Raw genomic sequence first — 25,985 nt, 5'->3', positions numbered from 1 at the left:
TATTGCTACACAAATTCCATCATTTTTTTCATTCGCCCGGGCTGCGCCCAATTGCATGTTCCCTGCATACGGAGCGATGCTAAATAATCTTGAATAAGCGGATTGCTTAGCTTGGTATGAATTTCTTTTGCTTTAGCGAGTGTGGAAGTACCAATAAAAGCATTGAGCGATTGGTTGCCTTGCCAGGCGCCTAAATCGCTATTAGGATATAAAATTTGGGGACTGAAAACATTATCGCCAAAGGCTTTCCACATTACTTTGTACGGTGCAAAACTATATTCGCCAATACCAAGCAATGCCCACCAAAAACCCTTCTTAATCCATGTGTTGATGAGTACACCCTTTCTGTTTTCAAGATGACTTTTGTGCCTTAATAAATATGAGCAAAGACCTTCATCGCGCTGCAATTCTTCCCAATCTATTGGCTTACCATTTTCTTGATGCGGAATAAGAATCACCTTTTCCGGCTGTGGATTTTTTTGTAAAAGAGTGGAGGCTACAGCAAGCGGAAAAACATACTTTGCACTAACCGTAACCACTTCACCCAACTTGCTTTGTAGCTCTACTTTATTTTGCCCAATGGTTTTAAAATGAGTAAAAAAGAAAATATCGTTTGCGCCACATGTATTTACACCTTGACGCGGTTGAAATTGTTTTTCCAGTATTATTTTTTGGAACCCGGTAAGCCGTTTCTCTGTTTCTTTATTATCAAACACAGTAAGTGGATCGGTTGAATTAAAAAGAGGCTTTGCCTGATGCAGATGCCACTTTCCATTTTCCAGCACATGGTATTTTATGGGAAAGGTTTGTAAACTGTTTCTGCTGAATTGTGCAACTCCGTACCTCCCAAGTATGTTTTCAAATATAGGCGTGCCATTAAAATCCATGATAGCATCCACACAAAAATCTACGCCTTTTACCTTGTAATGCCTGAATCCACTATTGGCGCCATCGTTTTGAAAGATAGAGAGTGGCAAAAAGAAAACAGCCTTGCCGCTCTCTTTTAAGTTTCCATGCAACACCTTCATGAGTATTAAAGTTGCAATATCTGTTCGTGCATTACCAAGTAGGAGATCTCTTGAATTGGCTACAAGCCTATATTCAATAAAAAGGTGTTTAATGGTTTCTTTGTATGCATCATTCAAGTCGGCAAAATTTACCCAAGGAGGATTACCCACCAAGAAATCGGCTTTAATATCCTCTTGCTGAAAAAGAATATCTCCATGCCTATAATTCGCTTGAGGAAATTGTATTGAATAGGTAGTTTCTATACGATTAAAAAAACGTTGTACAAAATCCGGATTCAACTCTACACCAAAAAGTCTTGTAAGTTTTTCCTGAGAAAGTTCAATGCCTTTTTCGCGTGCAAGCAAAAGGAATGCTTCAATAAAAACGCCCTCTCCTGCTGTGGGATCGAGTATAGTTGCCCCTTGCAGCCAAGCTTCAAAAAAATGTTTTTCAACTATTTTCTTTGCCCATACCATCGGTGTAAAAACAGCGCCAAATCGCTTACTGTAATCATCGATTGAATTTAAAATGTTCATAGTTGTTTTTGGGGAAATATACGTCATGCAAATGTAGCATTTACCACCTGAACGCGCAGTACATCTTCAATGGCAAGCACTACAAATACAAAACATTACTAGCGAGTGCTCTTATATTTCCACATAGCACCATTCTTGGTGGTTCGCTTTTCTAACTTCCCTTTTTCAACAAGTTCATTTAGGAATGCTTCGCTTTCTTTGCGGGCAGTGCCGGAGAGTTCCGAGTATTCTTTTGCAGTAAGAGAATGATACTTTAAAAAAAGCGATTCCCAATTTTTATCGTATGCTGTTTTAGATGCCGATGGATTTAATTTCTGCACTGCTGATTCATAGAATGTATAAGGTTTTGATCCATACACCATCTCTTTAAGACCTGCATTATTGGTAAAGAAAATAGTGGGAAAACCTCTTACTCCAAACTGCCTGGCCATATCTAAATCCTCCTTAAAAAGTGTTGTTGCTTTGCCTTCAAAATCGGTTTTAAGCTGAGCTGCATTTAAACCAACTTGCAGGGCTGCACTTTCTATGTGTTCCCATCTGGTTATATTTTTCTTTTGCAGAAAAAGCATTTCTCTTATTGCTCGAAGGAATAAAACCGCCTTGGCATTGTCTTGCATTTGTGCGGCCTTAAACGCAATAGATGGCGGATAAGAAGAATGTAAAGGATCTTCTAACCACACATCGCCATCAATAGGCATATCGTAATATGTACTTACTTCGTCCCAATGGTGTGCCACATCGCTTGGTTTACTTATTCCTCCGCTGTTGTAGCTCCAATCGGGCAGCAAGCCACCCATTCTGTATTCAATTTCTATACTGCTGCCATATTCTAATTTAAGCTTGCGCAATTGCGGCTCTATTGCCCAGCACGAAGAGCAGATAGGGTCTGTAAAATATACCATCTTCACAGGCTTTTCTGAGTGTATAGTTTCAACTTTTGTATTGGCTGCACTGTCGGGTATTCCGCAAACACCTTCAACCGGATTGCATAAAAGCGGATTGTTTTTTCCTTCCATTTTCTTCTTTTTTTGAGCATGGCTACAAACACTTCCAAGCATGATGATGGCTACAAAAAGTACTATTCTTATTCTCATTTTTTGGCAATTCAAGTAGTTGCTTTACTTTTTGGAAAGTCTGTTAATGCTTACTTTTATGCAAAGTTGCTCTATATAAAATTCACATACAATAAGTCAGAAATTTATGACCACCAAAAAACAAAACGAAACTGCCGAAACCTGCCCTGCACAAGGACTTTTAAAATTGCTTTCGGGTAAGTGGAAACCGGAAATTTTCCGCTTGGCGGTAGAGCAGCCTTTGCGCTTCAACAGTTTGCTTAGAACTATTAAAGATTCTAACAAGCAATCTTTATCGGTAGCATTAAAAGAATTGGAAGAAGCCGATTTAATAGAAAGGATTGTTGTAAACCAAAAACCATTGCACGTAGAATATTCTTTAACCGAAAAGGGAAAGTCGTTAATCCCTATTTTCAAACAACTAGAAATTGCACTTTAAACTTTAGAATTACTAAAGTAGTATTGTACAATACCACAAAATAAATAGTATTACACAGTATAGTATTTAAACCTAAACAGTATTCATCATCATTCAGTTAAAATAAACAAACATGGCGTATTGGCTCATAAAATCCGAACCCGGCACTTACTCTATTGACCAAATGAAAAAAGACAAACAAACCTTTTGGAGTGGTGTTCGCAATTACCAAGCACGCAACAATTTAAGAGCGATGAAAAAGGGCGACTTGTGTTTGTTTTACCACAGTGTTACGGCACCTTCTGTTGTTGGTTTAGTAGAAGTAGTTAAAGAAGCGTACCAAGACCCAACTACCGAAGAAATAGCTTGGGTAGCAGTGGATGTTTTATATAAAGAAACCTTTAAAAATCCGATAACACTTGAAACCGTAAAACAAACAAAGGCTTTGGCAGAAATGGCACTGCTTAAGAGCAGCAGGCTGAGTGTGCAGCCTGTAAAAAAAGAAGAGTTTGAATTGATTCTTGCAATAGCAAAGCAATAGCCAATACGTGTGCGGTATTCCGTTTAGCCTTTCAACTTTTCGTTGTTTTTGTGGCGCTCCGAATCGCGATTGGTTTTCTTCTCCATATTTTTGTGGAAAGCATCTGTAAGGTTTACACCTGTTTGGTTGGCAAGGCAAATGAGTACCCACAACACATCTGCCATTTCATCGGCCAACGCACTGTTTTTATCGCTTTCTTTAAAAGACTGCTCACCATACTTTCGCGCCATTATTCGGGCAAGCTCACCTACTTCTTCCATTAAAATAGCGGTATTGGTTAGCTCACTAAAGTATCGAACCCCTACAGTTTTTATCCAGTTATCTACTTGCTGCTGTGCTTCATCAATAGTCATTTCAACAATGTTTAGTTTGGTAAAGCACTACTATCTTCCACCTAATTGGCGGTAGATATTCATGTAATAATCTGCTTGATTTTTATTGCCCATTTTTTCGTAGCAAGCAGCCAGCACTTGGTAAGCTCCGGCAAAATATGGTTGCGTATTCACCAAGTTAGTAAGCACGTTTGCAGCAGTGGTGGCATCGCCTTTATAGAAGTATGCCAAGCCCAAATAATAAGCAGCATTGGTATTATCAGGATACACCTGCAAGGCTGCATTCAAGGAACGAATTGCATCGTCCCATCGGCTTACATTAAGATATGCCAATCCAAGATTTGTCCATACAGCTTCGTTTCGTTGGTACTTTTTAGCATAGCCTTCCAATAAGGAAATAGCTCCGTTCATATCGCCTTGTTGTAAAGCCTTGCTACCCAAGAAATCGTTTCTATCGGTATGTTTTACCACACATGCAATCGGGCAATCATCAACCTTCACCACAAATGCACTCTGCTCGGGAGGGAAAGCATTGGCTTGCAAAATTGTTCTATCAATAAACCTGTTATAGAAAATAAAATAGTCGGCATCCTTATCAATTCGTTCGCCATAGCGCGTATAATTGGTTGCAACCGTTGGCGTATCGTTGATAAAATACTGATAAGTAGGATCTGCAGCATTCGTAAAAATGGTTGTTTTTTTCTCTGCCGTGCCCTTATAGTTCTGTGCTTTTATCCAATCTGCACATTGCTTCACGGAGTTCATGTAATAATCTAATTCATAATTGCCATAAGCACCTTGCATGCCGCCAACTATTTCATTAAAATAAACATACTGGTTAGGATGGTTTGCTACTATATGCCTGATGGGCAACAACAATAACAATGCAGTGCCTCCAATTACAACAAATTTGCCTGCTTTAGGCAGTTTATTTATGAAATAATCTACTGCAATTGCAGCCAACATCACCAAACTTGGATACACAAAAAAGAGGTGGCGCATGGTGTCGTACAATGCACTTTTTTTATAGATAACATAAGCAATTGGAAACACCAGTGTAAAAAACAAGAACCCAATAAACAACTGCTTACCTGCTTGTTTGTAGTACTTCACAACTGCCAATGAAGCCAACAGTGCCAATAAAATTACAATTGGCGTACTTATTAAAAACCATTTAGGAATATAATACCAAGGTACTTCGGTACTGCCCATATATTTCCCTTCAAACAATATGCGAATGTTTACAGGAAACTTACTCATATACTCTAAAGTGAATAGCGGATTGGCAAAAGGTTTTACTAAACCAAACGGCCAAAACAACAAGGAGCTGAAATACGCCAACGGCACGGCCAATAGCACCCATTTAAAACTCGGCATCACAATGCGCTTAAAGCCTTCGGCAGAAAACAACTCGCTCAACTTATGAAATTGTAAAAAGTACAATCCATAAAAGAGTAAAAAATAAGGAATAAGCAACAAACCGCCTATTCTTATCCCCATTGCCACGCCAATACTTAAACCTAAGCCCACCGCCAGTTTCCAATTGGGGCTTTGTATATTTTTCCAAAACTTAATCATGAAAAAGTATGCCAACACATAACCCATTGCCAGCGGAATATCTTTTGGATTATTCATGCTTTCGCCTAAAAACCGTGGCGAACAAGCCATAAACACAAGCGCTATTATACCGGCTTGCCAGCCTGCAATTTCCACCACTACCAAGCCCGTAAAAACCATTGCCAGCCAACCTAAAATTGAGTTCCAACCGTGGCGAACACGCCATTCATCACTGTCTTTAAAAACCTTAGTTGCCAATACAGAAGCCGTACCATCGTAAAATCCACCATACAAACGCATAAGAGAATCAATAGCGCCATATTGCGTAGTAGCAGTAGTATCTTTACCCAGTGTAAGGTAAAAATCCATTACATGGTGTCCGTAAACGCGGTGGTAATTTTCATCGCCCGTAATACCATAATCTTTACTTACCCACCACATTGTAATACCCAATGCAAGTGCCAAACCCAAGAATATTTTTTTACCTAATGCCTCCGGCAGAAACGATTCCAGTGGTTGAAAAATAGTTTTATGTGCAGTAGGTTTTGCAGTATGTTGTTTTGCCATGCGAAAAAGTGAATAGATACAAACGTAAAAAAACTAACTAACCAATAAAACTACTCTTGAAAATACACGCGTTTTACGCGCTGTGATATACCGGTAAAAATCTCGTACGGAATAGTTTGTGCAGCTGCTGCCATCTGCTGAACAGGGAGTGCAGCGCCAAACACAATTACTTCATCGCCTTCCTGTGCCTCCGGAATATCTGTAATATTCAACATAGCCATATCCATACAAATCCTTCCAATTACGGGTGCTAGTTTCCCACTCACCAACATGGCGTAGTTGCCATTTCCCAATTTGCGGCTCAATCCATCGGCATAACCAATGGCAACAGTAGCAATAGTTATATCTTGTGTTGCCTTTTCTGTTCTTCCATAGCCAACAGATTCTCCTTTCTTTAAATGCTTTATTTGTGAAATAGTTGTTTTTAGTGTACTTACAGGCATTAGCTTTTTTTGCATTGTAGCATTTTCATCAACACCATACAAGCCAATTCCCAAGCGCACCATATCAAACTGTGCTGCAGTGTGGCGGCTTATGCCACTCGAATTCAAAATATGCAGCAATGGCTTATATGGAAGTGCTGCAACTATTCTTCCCGCATTCTTTTTAAAGCGCTCTATTTGCTGCTTTGTAAACGCATCTTCATCCGGGTTTTCGCTAGCAGCTAAGTGCGAAAATATTGAAGCCACTCTCAACTGCTTTTGTGTACTCAGTTTGTGGAGCAGCAATTCAATTTCATCTTCATTAAAACCCAACCGATTCATACCTGTTTCTAACTCAATGTGCACAGGAAAAGGCTCGCTACTCTTAGATTGAACCAGTTCCAACGTTTCTAAAAATGTATCGAAAATTCGATGGTTATACAAATCCGGCTCAAGCTTGTGCAGCATCATAGATTCAAAACTTCGCTGCTCGGGATTCATTACCATCATGGGAAGTGTAATGCCATTTCTACGCAACTCAATTCCCTCATCGGTATATGCCACAGCCAAATAATCTACCCTGCTAAATTGCAGCACATTGGCAACTTCGTAGCTACCACTGCCATAGGCAAAAGCTTTTACCATGCACATTACCTTTGTACCTTTCTTCAATACACTTTGGTAGGCTTTTAAATTATGCGAGAGTGCATTCAGGTTAATTTCAAGTACTGTTTCGTGTGCCTTCTTTTCAAGCAGTTTCGATATTACCTCAAAGCGAAATTTTCGGGCGGCCTTTAATAGAATTATTTCGTGTTGAAAAAGAGACATATCGAAGGACTTCAAAAACATTTCTGTATTGGCATAAAATGCCGTCTGCACTTCAGGATTTTTTTCAAACAATTTCCGCTGCCTTGTAAGCGCTGTACCTACACCAATAAATCTGGTAATTTTTGATTCTGAAATAAGCTTGGCTACTTGCTCATAAAGTTCAAACTCACCTTCGCCACTTTGCAAAATATCGGAAAGAATAAGTGTGTGCTTGGGTTGCTGTGTTTGCTGATTCAAAAAATCTACTGCAATTTTTAAAGAGCCAATATCTGAATTGTAGCTATCGTTTACTATTTGGCAGTTGTTGATTCCTTCCTTCATTTCCAAGCGCATAGAAATACGCGTGAGTTTCTTCATGCGCTCTGCAATGGCATCCATATCTACTTCGAGCAACAGCATTACGGCAGCGCAGTGCAGTGCATTTTCCACAGATGCTTTATCGGAAAAAGGAATTTCAAAATCGAAATTGCGTTTGTTGTAATAGCACGAAATAAAGGTGGAATGCTTGGCATGCAATACACTGGTAACTTTTAAATCGGCATCGGAATGTATGCTCCACGAAAAAGTTTTGATGCCATTGTTTAACGCATTCACTTCGGCAATAGCAGCATTTACTTCGGCATGGTCTTTACAATACACCAAAACATTGCTGTGCATAAACAACTTTAACTTCTCTTTTGTTTTATGCCTTTTATTTAAAAATCCTTCGCTGTGAGCATCGCCAATATTGGTAAATACGCCAATGTTGGGCTTTATTATTTTTTCGAGTTTATCCATTTCGCCCGGCTCCGAAATACCCGCTTCTATAAGTGCCAAATTGTGGCTGTTACTCATTTGCCAGAGCGAAAGCGGAACGCCAATTTGAGAATTGAAACTCTTGGGGCTGCGCACTATATTAAAATTGGGGTGCAGTAATTGATAGAGCCATTCCTTTACAATGGTTTTTCCATTACTGCCTGTAATGCCAACTACCGGATACTCGAACTTTAACCGATGGTAAGCTGCTATTTTTTGCAATGCTTCCACCACGTCTTTTACTTGCAAAAAATGCGCTTGCTCAAACGGTTCTACTTCTACTTTTTTGCTTACCACAAATACCCTCACGCCTTTTGCATACAGCTCCGATATGTATTCGTGTCCATCTAAGCGTGTTCCCGCAATGGCAAAAAATAATGAATCTTGTGCCGAAACTATTTTACGGCTATCGGTTATTAAATATTTTATTTCAGTTTCAGAAGCACCTTGTTGGAGGACTTTTGCCTTTGTAACGGCAACAATTTGAGCAATAGAGAGCATAGATGCCAAACGTAAACAAGCTAATTGGAAATAAAAAATACATGCTCAATACTTTCAATTTTTCATAAAAAAACAACTGTAATTGCTTGACTTAGCACCCCCGCACTATTTACTTACACCTACAAATTGTATTACTAAACAAACTGTGGATAGATTTTTTAAGTCTTTCCGACATACATATTCATTGTAGAATATACATTTGTATTTACATAGTTGCAGCTAAACAATAAAAATACATACATGTCATCTGACAATAGGCACCACGCCCTTTCAGCAGCAGGAGTTCTAATTACTTTAGGGATTATTTTTGGCGACATTGGCACTTCGCCCATTTACGTACTCAACGCTATTTACAGCGGACATCAAATTACCAAAGAATTAGTATTGGGGAGCATGAGTTGTGTTGTATGGACGCTCATACTGCTTACTACTGTAAAGTATGTTTGGTTAGCACTAAATGCCGACAACAAAGGCGAAGGTGGCATTTTTGCGCTATATGCATTGGTGCGCAGATACAAAGTAAAATGGACTATTATTCCTGCTATAATTGGCTGTGCCACCATGATTGCCGATGGTTTTATTACACCGCCTATCACTATTTCTTCGGCAATTGAGGGCTTGCGCTTAATTAATCCCGATATTCCAACCGTTCCTATTGTTATTATTATACTTATTGGGCTTTTTGTTTTTCAGCAATTCGGCACTAAAGTAGTGGGTGGCATTTTTGGACCGGTAATGCTTATTTGGTTTAGTATGATTGGCATACTCGGCATCATTCAAATTGTAAAGTATCCGCAAATTATAGAAGCACTCAACCCATATTATGCCATTAATTTACTTACGCATTATCCTGGAGGTTTTTGGTTTTTGGGAGCCGTGTTTTTATGTACTACCGGAGGCGAAGCGCTCTACAGCGATTTGGGTCATTGTGGTAAACAAAACATAAGAGTTTCGTGGGGCTTTGTGCTTACCTGTTTGCTGCTATGCTATTTTGGGCAAGGCGCACTTATTTTAATTACGCAAGAAGGAAGTATGTATAGCGGCTCAAGCCCATTTTATGCCCTCATGCCCAAATGGTTTATTCCTATTGGAATTACCATTACCACACTTGCCACCATTACAGCCAGCCAGGCTTTAATTTCGGGCACTTTCTCGTTGGTAAATGAAGCTATGAAGCTAAAACTATGGCCTAATTTAAAAGTACTTTATCCTACCACGCACCAAGGGCAAATGTATTTGCCTTTTATGAACTGGTTTTTGCTTGCCGGCTGTATTGTAGTAGTGCTGTTATTCCGAGAGTCTTCCAACATGGAAGCCGCCTACGGACTTGCAATTACCATTGACATGCTTATGACTACCATATTGCTTACCTACCTTATGCGTGTTCAACGCAGAGCATTGTGGTTGGTAGTTGGAATTCCTTTAATTTTCTTACCGTTAGAAGGAGCCTTCTTCACTTCTAATCTTATTAAATTTTACCACGGAGGCTGGTTTGCCGTAATGATTGCCGCTGCACTCTTTTTGGTAATGTGGGTATTGTACCAAGCACGCTTACTGCGTAAAAAACATACGGAGTTTGTAGAAATAAAAAACTACATCCCAATGCTAAAAGATTTAATGCAAGACGATAGTTTACCTAAAGAGGCCAATAACTTGGTATATATGGCTATGGCCAACGACAAGAGCCATATAGATTCAAACATTATTTATTCCATTTTTAGAAAGCGTCCTAAACGTGCCGATACTTATTGGTTTGTGCATGTTGATATTACCAATGAGCCTTATGGCGTTACCTATTTTGTAGATACACTTATTCCCAAACGCTGCTTTTTTATTGGGCTTAAATTTGGCTTTAAAATAGAGCATAAGGTTAATCTTATGTTTTCTAAAATTGTAGAAGACATGGTAAAAAGCGGTGAAGTAGATGCCGTTAGCCACTATCCGAGTTTACGTAAATACGGCTTCCCGGCCGATTTTAAATTTATACTACTCAACTCACATGTAGCCAGCGATGACAATCTTTCGCCTTACGAGCAATTTATTGTAAGAAGCTATCGCTTCATTAAATCTATTTCGCTAAGCACTGCCGAAGATTTTGGGTTAGATGTTACCAATATGGAAGAAGAAATGGTACCTATAAAAATTGCCCCATCTAGTGTAATTCAATTAGAACGTATCCGCTAATCCACTGCTTATGCGCATTTTGGCATGGCTCTCTGTTCTTGTATTCTTTGCAAAAGTTGCAAAAACCCAACACGCCATTATTCCTGCGCCACTTTCGTACAAAGAAAACAACACATCATTTTTACTTAATGAACAAGTAAGCATTGTAGGCTATGATGAGAGTTTTTTTATCCAACAAAAAATAGAAGCTATTACGCACATACTACCGCGTGGCGAAAACACTAAAAGAGTAATTCTCTTCTCCCTGCAATCCACCGATTCAAACAGCCAGAGCTATTGGCTTAAAGTTACAGCAGATACCGTTTTTATTTCAGCCTCCTGTAAAGCCGCTCAACTGTATGCGCTACACACATTGCTGCAAAATTTCAATTCAAAAAACAACACCTTTATCGGCTGCGAAGTAATAGACAAGCCACTTTTCCCATACCGCGCCATGCACTTGGATGTAAGTCGCCATTTCTTCAACAAAACAATTGTGAAGCAATACATTGCCTTGTTGGCTTCTTTAAAGATGAATACGCTGCACCTCCATTTAACCGATGACCAAGGTTGGCGTATTGAAATAAAACAATACCCGCTCCTTACCCAAATTGGTGCTTGGCGAAAAGAGAAAGATGGCAGCAACTACGGTGGCTTTTTTACACAAGATGATCTTAGAGAAATTGTATCCTACGCTACGCTAAACGGTGTAGAAATTATACCGGAAATTGAAATGCCCGGGCACGCCTCTGCAGCAATCGCAGCATATCCATTTTTAAGTTGCCATCGAAACGCTATTGAAGTTCCAAATACTTGGGGCATAAAAAACGATATACTTTGCCCAACCGATTCTACGCTTCAATTTTTCAAGAATGTATTAAACGAAGTATGTGAAATTTTCCCATCTAAATTTATTCATATCGGTGGCGATGAGGTTCCTAAAACCCAATGGCAGCAGAGTCTATTCGTGCAGCAACTTATGCAAGAAAAAAAACTGAAAAATTACACCGCAGTACATGCTTACATAATTCAAGAAATTGAAAAACACCTTACTCAAAAAGGGAAAAGAATAATAGCATGGGGCGAAGTAATGCGTGGTTATGTTTCCGATAGTGTAGTAGTTATGAGTTGGAAGAGCAAAGCCGCAGGAAATAAAGCTACCAAGTTGGGAAAGCAAGCAATTATGGCACCGCGTTTATATTGCTATTTCGATTATCCGCAAAACATTCAAGATAAAAAGAATGGTAAATGGATGGTGTACACTCCGCTTAAAAAAACTTATTGTTTTACGCCATACAGCAAACATCTTTCACCACAGGCAAGGCAGTTTATTATTGGTGGCGAAGCTGCCGTATGGACAGAACACATTGCTACCGAGCAGCAACTTTTGCATCAAATAATGCCGCGTTTAGCTGCCATAAGCGAAGCGCTGTGGAGCCACCAAAAAGATTTTAAAGACTTTGAAAGACGCCTACAACTGCTATTGAATCCGCAGTAAATCTGCTACAATTCCTTCTTCAACAATTCCAAAACGGCTGTTCCTTCGCGCACAAAAACAGGAAACTCCTCGTAAGGAAAAGTTAGCGCTACCGAAGTACCGCCATCATATACTTTTGTATTGTCGAACAAATAAACCCAACGACCGTCTGGCGGCAACTGAATTGTAACATTATTTGCCGGAACCTGCATAATTGGCTGCACAAACACATCTTTCCCTAATTGATAGCGGTAAGTAGTTCTATCTAAAAACGTGTACATAGATTTTTTGTAACGCCATGCACTATCAGCAGTGCTTTGCAAATAAGGAATCATAGCATGGTGTAGCTTAGCAAATTTTCTATATACATTTAATGCAGTAGCACTAAACTTCCACGGGCGGTGCTCTCCACCTCCACCATTTTCCATAATAGAGCAAAATGCACCAAACTGTGCCCATCTAATAAAAATATCCTCTGTTCTTCCGAGCGGCAAAGAACCATCGGAGCGGTAGCCGCCAATATCGGAGCCAAACGATAAATAACCATAGCCTGCGCTTAAATACATATTATCCAATGCTACTTTTAAGCCATTGTAATCTGGGTCTTGATCGCCAACCCAACCTGCCCAGCAATTTGCCTTATCGCTGAAAGAAAAATTTTCGGCATTAGAAAGTTGTACACCCTGCAAGCCTAGATAAGTATCTACAGGCCGTGTGGTATTTACCCTGTCTATACCTAAACGCTCTCGGGTATAATCGTGAAAGAAATTGTAATACTTCCGTGAATAATCTATCCTGCTCGGAACAGCGCCCAACCCGCGCGAATAGGGATTCTTGCCAAATAGCATATTAAAATCAGAGCCATCTACTTTCCAACCATCAATACCAATTGCCAATATTGAATCCACTTTTCCTTTCCACCAATTTACAGCCTCCGGATTGTAAAAATCTATGGGGCTTCCATTTCCTTTCCACCAACTGGCAACAAATGGTGTGGTGTCTGCCGCACTTTTAGTTAAGAAATAGCCTTTTGCAGCAGCCTCGCTATACATAGGTTGTGCATCTACATTTATTACACCGGTAATCCAAAGAAACATACGCACCCCTTTAGAGTGAAAATAATCCACCATTCCTTTGGGATCGGGATACAATGTTTTGTCCCACGAAAAAGTATTATAGCCTGTTTCCCACGGACTATCAACTATAATTGCACCTACCGGAATATCATTTGCCAAGTAATCATCTACCAACTGTTGGGCGCTTTGTTGCGTACCTTCATCTTCCCAAACCCAATGCTTAAAAATCCATTCGGGCCAAGGAGTTGTTTGCGCTGTTTTAATGGGCGAATCGGCAGGATTAAATTTATCTTTTTTACAAGCGCCCAACCCAAACAAACTCAGTAATAATACAAATGATATGTGTTTCATTTTCTAAAGAATATCAGGTGAAGTTAATCGGCTACAATTGTTTTCAAAAAAAAGTATTGCAACATTTTTCAATTTGAATTCCAAAGTTTTTAAGTGTAAACCACTCCTCAAAAAAAATCCCGAAGCAACCTGTAACGGCACTTCGGGATAAGCATACCAAGTTCCAATGGATGAAACGAACTTAGTTCTTTAGCAATTTTACCTGACGGGTTTTGCCCATAGAAATTACCTGCAACACATATATGCCTTGAGGTAACGAGGCGCATTCAACCTTATTTAAACCAGCAGTAATGTTGGCAATATGTAATACTTCGGCTCCTGCCGTATTGAATAATTTTAGCGAAGCATCTTCTATACCACTCCAATCTACATTTAAGTTTTCAGTATTGAACCAAGCGCTCATTTTTACCATCAAAGCATCGTGAATAGCATTAGGCTCTTCTACCAAATAAACCACTTCGGCAGACTGAACAGTATCGTTGCTCGCATTAACCGAACGGCAAATCACATAAGCAGTTCCCGCTCCCAAAAACACCGGGTTTACAGTTGCTCCGGTTTCTTTAGGACTAAAAGAATTATAGAAAGAACCTCCGATGAAAGACACCAACCACTCACGCGAAACGGCAGTGTGTGTTTCATTGGCTGTAAGTGTAGGCGCAGCAACATTCACTACTGCATGTTGCGTATCGCTGGGCGTTATTGTTACCTCAAAAGGAATAACGGCAAATGCAGTACCGGGTGTTCCGGTTGCCACAGGATTACTCGAAACCACACGAATTTTGTAGCCGTTTCCACCTGTTGTGTTGTTAGGAATTGTAATTGCAATAGGTGCTACAGTGGTTCCGCTTAAAGTACCTACTGCCACCGCATTAGCAAAACTACCGGCAGCATCTGAAAGCTCTGCCGTAAACTCATTGTTTTGCCCAAAAATAATATCGGAAGTAAAAGTAACCGTTCCACTTGCAGTAGCCTTAGGCGAAACATAAAACGGTGCATTGTTCACAGCAGTAGTAACCAGTTGCGAACCATTGGTTACTTCTATTTCCACCGCATTTGATGTAACAGAATCGCCATATTGGTTAAACGATGTACATACCACAAAATAAGTTCCCGGCAAAGCAAAATTAGGCATATAGCTTGCGCCAGTTACTGCTGGTGTAAATGATTGAAATGGCCCCGAAGCAGTGTTACCAAATTTCCACTTACGCGAAGTTGCATTCTGCGATTCGGTTACAGCCAATAAGTTTCCACTTGTATTGTACTGTATAGTTTGCTTAGCCGCAGAAGATACAGAGTTTGCAAACTGATCAATTTGCAAATCGGTACCATTATCGTTTCCGAAAACCGCAGGATTGCTGCCCACTACGCGTATGCGGTATTGAAGCCCGCTTGGTGTAGTATTAGCAACAACTGCATTGATAGTACCTCCTGTGGTAGCAGTAACACTTCCAATGGTTACAGGATTGTTGAAACTTCCATTAGCATCGCTCAACTCTGCGGTAAACACATTGCCTGAATTAAAACTGCCTCCTGTAACGGTATAAACAACTGCTACATTTTTATTGGGGGCGTTAGGGCTAAAATCTATTGGAAAACCACTCACAGATGTAATAGCCAACGTAACACTATTCACCGAAATTTGAACTTCGTTACTAGTAACGGTAACTCCGCTTATCACGCTTTGGCACACCACATAATAATTACCTGAAGAGGCAAATTGCGGAGTATAAGTAGTTCCTGTTTGGGCAGTTCCAAACGATTGATAGTTACTGCCGGAAGTAGTAGTATATTTCCACTCGCGCGAAGTGGCAGCGGCCGATTCGGTAACGGTTAATACATTTCCAGCAGCATTGGTTAATAAACTTTGAGGCGAAGCCGGAGCTATACTGTTGCTCACTACGTTCACTTGCACTTCATTGCTGCGCACTACAGTACCACCCGGATAGGTAGTTTCGCATACTATGTAATAGGTTCCTGCCGAAGCAAAATTAGGAGTATGCTGCGTAGCAGTACTTGCCACTGCAAACGATTGATAATTGCTACCGGAAGTAGTAGTGTACTTCCACTCGCGCGAAGCAGCTCCTGCGGTTTCCGTAACCGAAAGTTGATTACCATTGGCAGTCACCGCAATTGTTTGTACTGTGCTTGGCGCTACCGAAGTTGCAACCAACACAATGGTGGCGGTGCCTGTATCTGATTTCACTGCCGGACTACTTGAAACCACCCGAATTTTATAGCCACTTCCGGCTGCTGTACCTGCAGGAATAGTGCCGTTTATGGTTCCCGAAGCCACACCTGCCAAAGTGCCCAAACTTACAGGCGAAGCAAAACTGCCTGCAGCATTGCTCAACTGTGCTGTAAAAGTATTGCCAGCATTGTATGAGCCTGAAGCTGTATATGGAACACTTACCGATGCACCCACCGAAGCAGAAACATAAAATGTACCATAGTTTTTGCTGCCCGAAAGTGCCAGTGTAGGGTTGTAAATAACTGAAAACTCATCTAACCAAACTGTACTTCCTTGTGTTCCTCCGGTAGCATCGCCACTAGGCGTACTTGTAATTAAAATATATTGCGGAGTAGTACTTTTTCTATATACAAAAGGAACGGCAACCCTTACCCATCCTGTTTGTGCTGCATTAGAACCTGTCCAAAGTGCTCTGGCAACAATATTATTAGTATCTAACGGGTGATTATTGCCCACCGGAATTTCGGGAACCTGGCAAGTACTTTCGTGTAATCTCGCTTCTACCCTAGGATAATCTGAGCCTTGAGGTGCATACCTATACCAAAAAACAAAGCTATCGGGTTTGCCAATAAATGGCATATTAAAACTGGAGTTATTGGTTACTGTTTCTATATATCCTTCTGCCTTAGAAGTAGTTTTTGCCATTAGCCGGCCTGTAGTAAGCGCGCCATTTGCCACATTACCCAATACAATTCCCGAAACCAACTTGGCACAATAGGCACCTCCGTTTAAAGTACTGGTATCGCGCCAGCAAGTTTGGGGAACCGAACCGCCCCAAGTGCCGCCTGCTGTTTTTCCTGAATTCCAATTGCTGGGTTCTGCACTTGAAGAGCTGGGGCTATCCCAACTTTCCATAGAACCGTTCACAACGGTTGTTTGGGCGGCTACGCCTATCCATGCAGAAAAAGCCAATAAAAAGGTTGTAAATTTCTTTACCATGCTGATTTTATTTTGTGGCTGCAAAGTTGAACTTTATATGTATGCCATCCGGTGAAAAAAGTCCATTGTTGAAAAAATGGACGCGTCCAAACCTTCATTTTAGCCTCAAAATCGAATAAAAATGAACAATTCAACGCTTTTTAAGTTTTCAACAATTAAAATGATATTACGTTTGTTAGCATTCGCTGCATTCAAAAAAAACAAACAATGGAATATAGAAGACTGGGCAATAGCGGCCTGCAAATAAGTGCACTTTCATTCGGCACATGGGTAACTTTTGGGCAACAGATAAGCGATGATGTTGCTAAAGAATTGATGATAACCGCCTACGAAGCCGGCATCAATTTTTTCGACAATGCCGAAACCTATGCCAACGGAAAGAGTGAAATTGTAATGGGCAACATCCTTCGCCAACTCAATTGGGATAGAAGCACCTACCTCGTTTCCAGCAAAGTTTTTTGGGGCGGCCAGCTACCCAACCAAAAAGGCTTAATGCGCAAACATGTTGTAGAAGCATGCCATGCTGCACTAAAGCGCTTGCAAGTAGAATACCTCGATTTATTTTTTTGCCACCGCCCCGATATACACACGCCCATTGCCGAAACTGTTTGGGTAATGAATGATTTAATAAGGCAAGGAAAAATACTCTACTGGGGCACCAGCGAATGGACGGCCCAGCAAATTACCGAAGCTCATTATTGGGCAGAGCGCTATAAACTTATTGGCCCCACTATGGAACAACCACAATACAACCTTTTCCACCGCGAAAACCTCGAGAAAAACTACCTGCCGCTGTTCAAAACCTTTGGATTGGGAACTACCATTTGGAGTCCACTAGCAGCGGGATTGCTTACCGGTAAATACATAAATAATTTACAACGCTCCGATACACGCCTGAATTTAGACAGCATGCACGTGCAAAAAGAAAAAGCCTTGGGCAACACCGAAAAGTTAGAGAAGGTGCTGCAACTCTATAATCTTGCCAACGAAATTGGTATTTCGCTCACCCACCTATCACTGGCTTGGTGCCTTAAAAACCCCAATGTTAGCAGTATTATTTTAGGTGCCAGTAAAGTGCAGCAACTGCAAGAAAACATTCAATGCTTTCAAGCGCTACCACAACTTACACCTACCGTATTAGAACAAATTGAATCCATTGTAGGCAACAAACCCCTACTCACGGAATATTAGTTTTCAACTTTTAACCTTTTGTAAATATTTTTTTACATTCGTAACCTTCATCTAAAAAAGAAAACAACAACGTTCAAAATGAAACAGGTTTACCTGCTGGCGGCAGGCATTATATCAGCCGCAACACTCAGTGCCCAAAACACTTTTACCCAGGTACATCATATTTTAAACACTAAATGTTCTAACAATACGTGCCACAGCGCTTCTTCGTCAGAAACATTGAAGTTTGATGGAAGCGAAAGCGATGTGTACACTTCCATTTTAAACCAAACTCCGGAAAATAGCACGGCAAAAGCAAAGTTAGATCGCTTGGTTTTTGTTAACCAACCGTACGAGAGTTTCTTGTTGCGCAAAGCATCTAAAGACTTCGATTCCGATTTAGATTTAGAGCAAGGCGAAGGCGACATCATGTTAGATATCAACGGACAAGGGCTTTCTAAAAAAGAATTGGAGCTTATCCGCCAATGGATTATGAACGGAGCTAAAAAAACCGGCAAAACCGTTGATACATCTGTTATTAACCAATACTACGATGACCCCTACTACAACTTTTTACAAAAACCGGCTAAACCAGCCAATGGAGCCGGAAAAAGAGTGCGTTGTGGCCCTATATTTTTACCTAAATCCGGTCCCGCTCAAGAATTCGAAATGCTTCTAAAATACGAACTAAACCTTCCGTATTTAGCTGAAATAACCAAAATAGATGGCTTTATGAACAACGAAAGCCACCACTTTCTACTATTCAAATACATAGATTCTGCCAGTGCCGCCAAAGAACCCGATGGCATTAGAGTAGTAAGCCTTACTGGCGGAGTAACCTCTTTTGATGGCAATAAACTCTTAACCGGAGCTTGGCAAGATGATGAAGAAATTGATTTGCCTCAAGGAACTGCTCTCTTTTGGAATCAAAAAGCATGGCTCGATTTAAACTACCACATTAAAAACTATGGCAACCAGCATGTTTTACCTTGCGATTTTTATTTCAATATTTATTACAACCAGCGCCAGCCAAATACTATTGAAATGAAAAGTAAACTCGTAAACAGCGTTACACTTGGCGAACTTGGCAGTGGAGGCAATGCCGGATTTTTACCTGCAAATTCAGGAGCTGTAACCCGCTATATGAACGACCCCGACAATGGCAAAAATGAATTACGCTACTTGTGGATGTTTAATTCTCACACCCATAAGTTTGGTATAGATTACGATTTATTTGAGTACGACAAAACCAAACCAAATAAACTTGGCACCCAGCTTTACGAAGGCTTTTGGAACTATAAAATGAACTACGACATGGGACAATACCTTTGGGATCACCCACCAATAAAATATTGGCCCAATTTTTATCTAGTAGATATGAAAAACGGCTTGCGTGCAAAAGCAATATTTAATAATACCAGCAGCAATGTTATTCGATTTGGCTTTACTACCGAAGATGAAATGCTTTTGTATTACTACATGTACACCAACCAATTACCGCAGGGCACGGTGGGAGTAAGTGCTATTGCCGATAAAATTGCTACAGTAGCCGTACTTCCAAACCCGGCATCATCAGAAAGTGTGGTATTGGTTGAAGCTAAAGAAAGTGTGCAAACAACTGTTACCATTACCGATATTGCCGGAAAACAAATTGCAACACTCTTTAATGGCGTTACCGAAATAGGCAGCAACAGCTACCAATTGCCTGCTAATCTTTCTAAAGGCATTTACTTTGCAAACGTAGCTGCCAACGGAAGTTCTGTAAGCAAAAAATTTGTGGTAACACAGTAAACCCACAGCAAAAAATTACTTTTGAAGCCCAACCAAATGTGTTGGGCTTTTTTTATTGCACTAATTACTTCTGTATGAAATTATTCGTAATTCAGTTGAAATATATCAGACTCCTATTCTTGCTGCCACTATACACACTCTTGTACACCTCTGCAACAGCTCAGCCTGTTTTCCACGGACCAAAAATAATTGGCAGTTATCCCTCCACTCCATTTATACATACCATTGCCGCCACAGGCGAAAAGCCAATCATTTTTCATGCGCAAAGTCTGCCCAACGGCTTACAACTAGATAGCAACACAGGTATTATTTCAGGCACAGCACCCCAAAAAGGCATTTACAAGGTAAAAGTTGCCGCTACCGATAAAAATGGCACCACCACACAAACAATAGAATTAAACATTGGAGAAAAATTAGCCCTAACGCCACCTATGGGTTGGAATAGTTGGAACGTGTTTGCCCAAGATGTAGATGAAAATATAGTTATGGAAATAGCCGATGCTATGGTAAGCACCGGAATGCGCGATGCCGGCTACGAATACATCAACATTGATGACTATTGGCATGCAGACCAAAGAGAGCCCAACGGCAAACCCAAAGTAGATGAAAAAAAATTCCCGCACGGCATGAAATACGTTGCCGATTATGTTCACAGCAAAGGCCTGAAACTCGGCATATATTCTTGTGCTGCCGAATATACCTGCGGTAAAGAATTTGGCAGCTACGGTTTTGAAGAAATAGATGCTGCCACCTATGCCGAATGGGGTATAGATTTGCTAAAATACGATTACTGCTTTGCACCTTGGTCGCAAAAAGAAGCCATAAAACGCTATACAAAAATGGGAGAAGCACTCAAAAAAAGTGGCAGAAGCATTGTATTTAGCGTATGCGAATGGGGACTTCGCAAACCATGGAAATGGGCATCGCAAGCCCAAGGCAGCTATTGGCGTACTACACCCGATATTTTCGACAAATGGGGAGGAACTCACTTTTGGCAATATGGCGTTATGCAAATCCTGCGTCACCAAATAGGCTTAGAAAAATACGCTGCTCCTGGTGCATGGAACGATCCCGATATGCTTATTGTAGGCAACTACGGCACCGGCAATGCCACTTCGGCAAAAGGAAAATTTAAAGGACTTACCGATACGCAATACGAAAGCCATTTTGCCATTTGGTGCATGCTCAACGCTCCACTCCTCACCAGTTGCGATTTACGCAAAATGAATACCGCCACGCAAAACATACTGCTCCATTCCAATTTAATTGCTTTAAACCAAGATGTTGCAGGCAAGCAAGCCACTTTAGTATCAAAGAAAAATGGAATTTGGATTTACAAAAAAGAACTTTCCGATGGTGCAGCCTATGCATTCTTCAATACCGGAAACAAAACAAAAAAACTTACCGTACCGGAAACCATCCAAAAAGAATTGCAATCAAACACGCGTGCCATTCTTAATTTTAGCGAACAACAAAATCTCTCGCAACCAATTATTTTAGCACCCTATCAAACCATTGTAATAAAAAAACATCTATAAAACTTCAATTTACATTTATGATAAAAAGAGTTCTTACCATCATTGCTGTAATAAGCAGCATTTTTATTTATGCCCAAGGCAAGGAAAAAACACTTTCCGAAAAAATTTTAGGCGAAAAAACATTGCCATCGCTCACACTAAATGATGTAAATGGCAAACGAGTAACCGTAAGCGACTATGCCAAAACCGGACAAATTACCGTAGTAAGTTTTTGGGCAACATGGTGTGTACCTTGCAAAAAAGAACTGGGCAACATCAGCGAACTTTACGAAGAATGGCAGCAAAAATACAACATGAAACTAGTAGCAGTTTCTATTGACGATTCGCGCAGCAGCAGCAAAGTAAAACCATACACCGATAGCCAACGTTGGGAGTACGATATTCTTTTAGACCCCAATCAAGATCTTAAGCGTGAACTTAATATACAAAGCATTCCATTTACCATATTGCTCAATAAAAAAGGGAAAATAGTTTACACCCACACTGGCTATGTAGATGGCGATGAACTTGTGCTGGAAGAAGAAATTAAAAAATTTGCTCAAGAAGAATAAAGCGAAAGCCAACAAAAGCAAAACCATATAGCCAATAGCGCGGTAATTTTATTTTCGCTGCATGTTTCATATAGACACGCGTAGTGTTGTAATCAACCTTATTATTCTAAACGTATTGTTCTTTGCAGCAACACTGTTTAGCGAAATGTTCTTAGGCATTCACCTCAGCCGCACCTTAGGTTTGTTTTATTTTGGATCGCCTGAGTTTAAACCTATTCAGCTATTCACCCACATGTTTATGCACGGAGGTTTCCTGCATATTTTCTCCAATATGTATGCCTTGTTTTTATTTGGCACTGTATTAGAGCGCGTGTGGGGACCTCAGAGGTTTTTGCTCTTTTATTTCCTTACCGGATTTGGAGCAGAATTACTGCACTTGGGCGTACAAGCATGGCAGGTATATAACTTTACAGGCAGTATTTTTGCTACCGATACCAATCTGAATCAATTCTATACGCTTCAAGAAATTTACTTTATACCTACCGTTGGTGCCAGCGGAGCCGTGTTTGGCGTATTGGCAGCCTTTGGCATGTTGTTTCCCAACACAGAGCTTATGTTGCTATTTCCGCCAATACCTCTAAAAGCAAAAGTGTTTGTAGTACTCTATATTATTTGGGAACTCTACCGCGGCATTGCTATGCAGGCTGGCGACAACATTGCACACTTTGCACACTTAGGTGGCGCACTCATGGGTTTCTTACTTGTAAAATATTGGAATCGCGACAATCGCTTTCTGTTTTAGTTTCATTTTTCCAATAAAATTTTCTATTTACATCCATTAAATCTTTAAAAAACAAAATGAATATTATTATTCCGATGGCAGGCTGGGGTACACGCCTGCGTCCGCACTCACTCACCATTCCTAAACCAATGCTACCCGTTGCCGGAAAACCAATTGTGCAACGTTTGGTAGAAGATCTCATAAAAACCGTTCCCGAAAAAGTTGAAAATGTAGTATTCATCATTAGGCGCGATTTTGGCACAGCCATAGAAAACCAGATACAGCAAATTGGCCAATCTTTGGGCACCAATTACCACATTGCATACCAAGACGAAGCACTCGGCACAGCCCATGCTGTTTTATGCGCACAAGATTTTTTACAAGGAAAAACTATTGTTGCTTTTGCCGACACACTCTTTCGCTTCAATAACCAATTAGATACCGCACAAGAAGGCATTATTTGGGTACAAAAAGTAGAAGACCCTCGTCCATTTGGCGTAGTTAAACTAAACAGCGAAGGCGTGATAACCGATTTTGTTGAGAAGCCACAAGAGTTTGTGAGCGACCTCGCCATCATTGGCATTTATTATTTTAAAGACGGAGCTTACCTGCGCAACGAACTGCAATTTTTAATTGATAACAACATTATGCAGAAAGGTGAATACCAACTCACCCACGCGCTGGAGAACATGAAACAAAAAGGCACTCCATTTAAACCGGGCGAAGTAAGCGAATGGCTAGATTGCGGTAATAAAACAGCCACCGTAGATACCAACCAGCGCTACTTAGAATTCATTAAAAATGAAAAATTAGTTAGCGAACAAGCTGTTATAGAAAACAGCACCATTATACCTCCCTGCTATATTGCAGAAGGAGCAAAAATTGTAAACAGTGTTGTAGGGCCACATGTTTCTATTGGTAAAAATTCGGTGATAGAAAACTGTATTGTAAAGAATAGCATTGTGCAATCACAATCTTCTTTAAAAAATTATTTACTTCACAACAGTATGGTGGGAAACCACGTTAATTTACAAGGCACATTTGCCGATTTCAGCATTGGCGATTACACAGCAATAACAGAATGAATTTCCGCTTCTTAATCTCAATATCTCTTACGGTGGCTTTTTTACTTTCAAACGGAAGCACCGCAACTTTTTTGCCCCAAAAAGATAAAACCAAAAAGAAGAAAAAGAAAGAAGCAGTTCAAAGCAATGCTAACGATGCGCAAACCGAGCGCCTCTTTATAGATGCCGAAAAGGCAAAAATGATTGAAGATTACGAAAGTGCACTCCGCCAGTTTAAAGAAGTAATTGCACTCGACAGCAAAAATGCCGATGCACACTTTCAATTAGCACAATTATACTTTGGAAGCGGGCAAGTGCAAGCAGCACGCGAAGCCGCAGAAACCGCAGTACAGCTAGACCAAAGCAATATTTTTTACAAAGATTTTTTGGCAGGAATTTTATCGCGCACTTCGCCCAAAGATGCTATTCCTCTTTACAAAGAACTCATAAAACAAAACCCCAACGAACCAGACTTTTATATGAATTTGGCATTTCTACAAATTCAACATAAGCAACCACTAGATGCCATAAAAACATACGATCAGTTTGAAAGCATTTTTGGACTAGACGAAGAAATTGTAACACGCAAAAAGAGCTTATACCTCTCCGTTAACCAATTCGAAAAAGCAATGGGCGAATTAAAAAAGTTAGAAGATGCCTACCCCGATGAACCTAACTTTATACTCATGCAGGCAGATTTATACACTGCCAACAACATGCGCGAAAAAGCAAACACACTCTACAAAAAAGTATTGGAACTAGACCCCGAAAACCCACAAGCCCTTTTAGCTGTGGCCGATTACAGTACCAAAAACGGAGACTCCACCGCAAGGCGCGAAACACTGAAAAAATTATTCTCTAACCCATCGCTGAATATAGATGCCAAAGTAAAAATGCTCTTTCCTTACATACAGTACTTTGATGTAAAAAAAGACAACCGAAAAGAAGCCCTGCAATTGGCAGACATCTTAGCTGCCACACACCCAAAAGAAGCCAAAGCACATGCCATTCGTGGCGATTTATACAACTTAGATAATCAAATAGATACAGCACTGGCTGCCTATTTGCGCTCGTTAGATTTACAAAAAGATGTATTTAATGTATGGCAGCAACTCTTCTTTATTTACAACCAAAAACAAGATTGGAAAAAACTCAAAGAAGTTACCACTTACTCCCTTGAATACTTTCCAAACCAAGCCATTACTTTTCTTTTTAAAGGCATGGCCGAAAACCATTTTAAAGAATACGACCAAGCATTAAAAAGCTATGGCAAAGGCGAAAAAATGAGCGTAGAAAACAATAAACTCCGTGCTCAATTTCTGTCTAATATTGGCGATGTGCTGCACAACTTAACACGCAACGAAGAATCGGACAGCTGCTTCGACAAAGCCATAAAATTAGACCCGGATAACGCTACCGTACTCAATAATTACAGCTACTATTTAGCCCTGCGCAAAACCAATTTAGAGAAAGCAAAGCAAATGAGCGCTTATGCTAACAAACTACAAGAAAACAACGACTCGTTTTTAGACACCTATGCTTGGATTCTTTTTGTAATGGGCGACTACAAAGCTGCCAAAGAATGGCAAGAAAAAGCATTGAAAAATGAAGGCGAAAACAGCGCTACTATCTTAGAGCATTATGGCGACATACTTTCAAAATTAGGCGATACCCAAAAGGCTGTAGAGTATTGGAATAAAGCAAAAGAAGCCGGTAGCGACTCTACCACTTTAGACAAAAAAATTGCCGCTCAAAAATTTATTGATTAACCTTCTTTTAAGCATAAATGAACAACGGATATTACCAAACACTCCTTTCTAAAGTAAAGAAAGGAGCAAACGTATTTATTGCACACAATGCAGTTGTAATCGGAGATATAGAACTAGGCGACAATGTTAGCATTTGGTATGGTGCAGTACTGCGTGCCGATATGGATAAAATGATTATTGGCGCACGTACCAATATTCAAGAAGGCTGTATCTTTCATGTAGATCCGGGAAAACCTATCAACGTTGGAAGTGGAAATATTATAGGGCATGGAGCCATACTGCACGGATGCACCATTGGCAACCACAACTTAATTGGAATGCGGGCTACCGTAATGAACGGTGCAACTATTGGAAATGGCTGCGTTATTGGTGCTCATGCTTTGGTAACCGAAAATATGGTTGTACCGAACTATTCGATGGTGTTGGGTTCTCCGGGTAAAATCGTAAAACAACTTCCTGCCGAAATAATTTACCGAATTAAAGAAGGTGAAGATGAATATGTTCACGAAGCCATGAAGTATTTAACAGCTTCGTGAACATATTTTTTTT

Annotated in this window: 19 protein-coding genes; 12 read left to right on the top strand and 7 right to left on the bottom strand. The window is 40.3% G+C overall.

What is annotated here, in order from left to right:
• Window positions 1–5: 5 nt before the first annotated feature.
• Complete coding sequence (locus KF872_02780) at window positions 6–1,544, bottom strand: N-6 DNA methylase (GenBank protein ID MBX2902456.1); 1,539 nt, start codon at window positions 1,542–1,544, stop codon at window positions 6–8.
• Window positions 1,545–1,642: 98 nt separating this feature from the next.
• Window positions 1,643–2,638, bottom strand: coding sequence for a DsbA family protein (locus KF872_02775; GenBank protein MBX2902455.1), 996 nt, complete (start codon window positions 2,636–2,638; stop codon window positions 1,643–1,645).
• Between the two features lie 106 nt (window positions 2,639–2,744).
• Here KF872_02775 and KF872_02770 point away from each other — a divergent pair, with 106 nt between their 5' ends.
• Window positions 2,745–3,056: a helix-turn-helix transcriptional regulator gene (locus tag KF872_02770; protein MBX2902454.1), complete on the top strand. Its 312-nt coding sequence runs from the start codon at window positions 2,745–2,747 to the stop codon at window positions 3,054–3,056.
• 112 nt (window positions 3,057–3,168) lie between these two features.
• Entirely contained in the window at window positions 3,169–3,576 is a 408-nt protein-coding gene (locus KF872_02765) for an EVE domain-containing protein (GenBank protein ID MBX2902453.1), read from the top strand.
• A gap of 23 nt (window positions 3,577–3,599) precedes the next feature.
• On the opposite strand, the gene KF872_02760 is transcribed toward KF872_02765, so the two are convergent.
• From KF872_02760 to KF872_02750, 3 genes are read right to left on the bottom strand one after another with little or no spacing between them, the layout of a single operon-like run.
• Window positions 3,600–3,929, bottom strand: coding sequence for a nucleotide pyrophosphohydrolase (locus tag KF872_02760; GenBank protein ID MBX2902452.1), 330 nt, complete (start codon window positions 3,927–3,929; stop codon window positions 3,600–3,602).
• A 30-nt stretch (window positions 3,930–3,959) separates the two neighbouring features.
• Entirely contained in the window at window positions 3,960–6,032 is a 2,073-nt protein-coding gene (locus KF872_02755; GenBank protein ID MBX2902451.1) for a tetratricopeptide repeat protein, read from the bottom strand.
• Between the two features lie 50 nt (window positions 6,033–6,082).
• Complete coding sequence (locus KF872_02750) at window positions 6,083–8,578, bottom strand: bifunctional UDP-N-acetylmuramoyl-tripeptide:D-alanyl-D-alanine ligase/alanine racemase (GenBank protein MBX2902450.1); 2,496 nt, start codon at window positions 8,576–8,578, stop codon at window positions 6,083–6,085.
• 240 nt (window positions 8,579–8,818) lie between these two features.
• Here KF872_02750 and KF872_02745 point away from each other — a divergent pair, with 240 nt between their 5' ends.
• Together KF872_02745 and KF872_02740 are read left to right on the top strand one after the other, a co-directional pair.
• A complete protein-coding gene (locus KF872_02745) occupies window positions 8,819–10,762 on the top strand; it encodes a KUP/HAK/KT family potassium transporter (GenBank protein ID MBX2902449.1) in 1,944 nt (647 codons plus the stop codon).
• Between the two features lie 10 nt (window positions 10,763–10,772).
• A complete protein-coding gene (locus KF872_02740; protein MBX2902448.1) occupies window positions 10,773–12,239 on the top strand; it encodes a beta-N-acetylhexosaminidase in 1,467 nt (488 codons plus the stop codon).
• A 5-nt stretch (window positions 12,240–12,244) separates the two neighbouring features.
• Here the strand turns inward: KF872_02740 and KF872_02735 are convergent, their stop codons facing one another.
• Complete coding sequence (locus KF872_02735) at window positions 12,245–13,645, bottom strand: hypothetical protein (GenBank protein ID MBX2902447.1); 1,401 nt, start codon at window positions 13,643–13,645, stop codon at window positions 12,245–12,247.
• A 181-nt stretch (window positions 13,646–13,826) separates the two neighbouring features.
• Entirely contained in the window at window positions 13,827–16,832 is a 3,006-nt protein-coding gene (locus KF872_02730) for a PCMD domain-containing protein (GenBank protein MBX2902446.1), read from the bottom strand.
• Between the two features lie 207 nt (window positions 16,833–17,039).
• Between KF872_02730 and KF872_02725 the strand changes: the two genes are divergently transcribed.
• The 8 genes from KF872_02725 (at window position 17,040) to KF872_02690 (ending at window position 25,972) form a co-directional block, all read left to right on the top strand.
• Window positions 17,040–18,023, top strand: coding sequence for an aldo/keto reductase (locus tag KF872_02725; protein MBX2902445.1), 984 nt, complete (start codon window positions 17,040–17,042; stop codon window positions 18,021–18,023).
• Window positions 18,024–18,101: 78 nt separating this feature from the next.
• Window positions 18,102–19,793: a T9SS type A sorting domain-containing protein gene (locus tag KF872_02720; protein ID MBX2902444.1), complete on the top strand. Its 1,692-nt coding sequence runs from the start codon at window positions 18,102–18,104 to the stop codon at window positions 19,791–19,793.
• A gap of 74 nt (window positions 19,794–19,867) precedes the next feature.
• Window positions 19,868–21,331 (top strand): putative Ig domain-containing protein, encoded by a 1,464-nt coding sequence (locus KF872_02715; GenBank protein ID MBX2902443.1) that lies wholly within the window; start codon window positions 19,868–19,870, stop codon window positions 21,329–21,331.
• A 17-nt stretch (window positions 21,332–21,348) separates the two neighbouring features.
• A complete protein-coding gene (locus KF872_02710) occupies window positions 21,349–21,882 on the top strand; it encodes a TlpA family protein disulfide reductase (protein MBX2902442.1) in 534 nt (177 codons plus the stop codon).
• A gap of 61 nt (window positions 21,883–21,943) precedes the next feature.
• A complete protein-coding gene (locus KF872_02705) occupies window positions 21,944–22,624 on the top strand; it encodes a rhomboid family intramembrane serine protease (GenBank protein MBX2902441.1) in 681 nt (226 codons plus the stop codon).
• A gap of 56 nt (window positions 22,625–22,680) precedes the next feature.
• Window positions 22,681–23,688 (top strand): hypothetical protein, encoded by a 1,008-nt coding sequence (locus KF872_02700; protein ID MBX2902440.1) that lies wholly within the window; start codon window positions 22,681–22,683, stop codon window positions 23,686–23,688.
• Complete coding sequence (locus KF872_02695; protein ID MBX2902439.1) at window positions 23,685–25,436, top strand: tetratricopeptide repeat protein; 1,752 nt, start codon at window positions 23,685–23,687, stop codon at window positions 25,434–25,436. Before KF872_02700 ends, KF872_02695 begins: the two co-directional genes overlap by 4 nt.
• Before the next feature lie 17 nt (window positions 25,437–25,453).
• Entirely contained in the window at window positions 25,454–25,972 is a 519-nt protein-coding gene (locus KF872_02690) for a gamma carbonic anhydrase family protein (GenBank protein ID MBX2902438.1), read from the top strand.
• The last annotated feature ends 13 nt before the right edge of the window (window positions 25,973–25,985 follow it).

The sequence above is a fragment of the Chitinophagales bacterium genome (assembly GCA_019638515.1).
Classification (GTDB): Bacteria; Bacteroidota; Bacteroidia; order Chitinophagales; family LD1; genus UBA7692.
The sequence above is the reverse complement of the archived record's forward strand: the minus strand, read 5'-3'. Positions and strand labels throughout refer to the sequence as shown.

Excerpts from the sequence above, each read along its gene's own strand:
- KF872_02780 (MBX2902456.1), bottom strand. The coding sequence starts at position 1,544 with ATGAACATTTTAAATTCAATCGATGATTACAGTAAGCGATTTGGCGCT.
- KF872_02775 (MBX2902455.1), bottom strand. The coding sequence starts at position 2,638 with ATGAGAATAAGAATAGTACTTTTTGTAGCCATCATCATGCTTGGAAGT.
- KF872_02770 (MBX2902454.1), top strand. The coding sequence starts at position 2,745 with ATGACCACCAAAAAACAAAACGAAACTGCCGAAACCTGCCCTGCACAA.
- KF872_02765 (MBX2902453.1), top strand. The coding sequence starts at position 3,169 with ATGGCGTATTGGCTCATAAAATCCGAACCCGGCACTTACTCTATTGAC.
- KF872_02760 (MBX2902452.1), bottom strand. The coding sequence starts at position 3,929 with ATGACTATTGATGAAGCACAGCAGCAAGTAGATAACTGGATAAAAACT.
- KF872_02755 (MBX2902451.1), bottom strand. The coding sequence starts at position 6,032 with ATGGCAAAACAACATACTGCAAAACCTACTGCACATAAAACTATTTTT.
- KF872_02750 (MBX2902450.1), bottom strand. The coding sequence starts at position 8,578 with ATGCTCTCTATTGCTCAAATTGTTGCCGTTACAAAGGCAAAAGTCCTC.
- KF872_02745 (MBX2902449.1), top strand. The coding sequence starts at position 8,819 with ATGTCATCTGACAATAGGCACCACGCCCTTTCAGCAGCAGGAGTTCTA.
- KF872_02740 (MBX2902448.1), top strand. The coding sequence starts at position 10,773 with ATGCGCATTTTGGCATGGCTCTCTGTTCTTGTATTCTTTGCAAAAGTT.
- KF872_02735 (MBX2902447.1), bottom strand. The coding sequence starts at position 13,645 with ATGAAACACATATCATTTGTATTATTACTGAGTTTGTTTGGGTTGGGC.
- KF872_02730 (MBX2902446.1), bottom strand. The coding sequence starts at position 16,832 with ATGGTAAAGAAATTTACAACCTTTTTATTGGCTTTTTCTGCATGGATA.
- KF872_02725 (MBX2902445.1), top strand. The coding sequence starts at position 17,040 with ATGGAATATAGAAGACTGGGCAATAGCGGCCTGCAAATAAGTGCACTT.
- KF872_02720 (MBX2902444.1), top strand. The coding sequence starts at position 18,102 with ATGAAACAGGTTTACCTGCTGGCGGCAGGCATTATATCAGCCGCAACA.
- KF872_02715 (MBX2902443.1), top strand. The coding sequence starts at position 19,868 with ATGAAATTATTCGTAATTCAGTTGAAATATATCAGACTCCTATTCTTG.
- KF872_02710 (MBX2902442.1), top strand. The coding sequence starts at position 21,349 with ATGATAAAAAGAGTTCTTACCATCATTGCTGTAATAAGCAGCATTTTT.
- KF872_02705 (MBX2902441.1), top strand. The coding sequence starts at position 21,944 with ATGTTTCATATAGACACGCGTAGTGTTGTAATCAACCTTATTATTCTA.
- KF872_02700 (MBX2902440.1), top strand. The coding sequence starts at position 22,681 with ATGAATATTATTATTCCGATGGCAGGCTGGGGTACACGCCTGCGTCCG.
- KF872_02695 (MBX2902439.1), top strand. The coding sequence starts at position 23,685 with ATGAATTTCCGCTTCTTAATCTCAATATCTCTTACGGTGGCTTTTTTA.
- KF872_02690 (MBX2902438.1), top strand. The coding sequence starts at position 25,454 with ATGAACAACGGATATTACCAAACACTCCTTTCTAAAGTAAAGAAAGGA.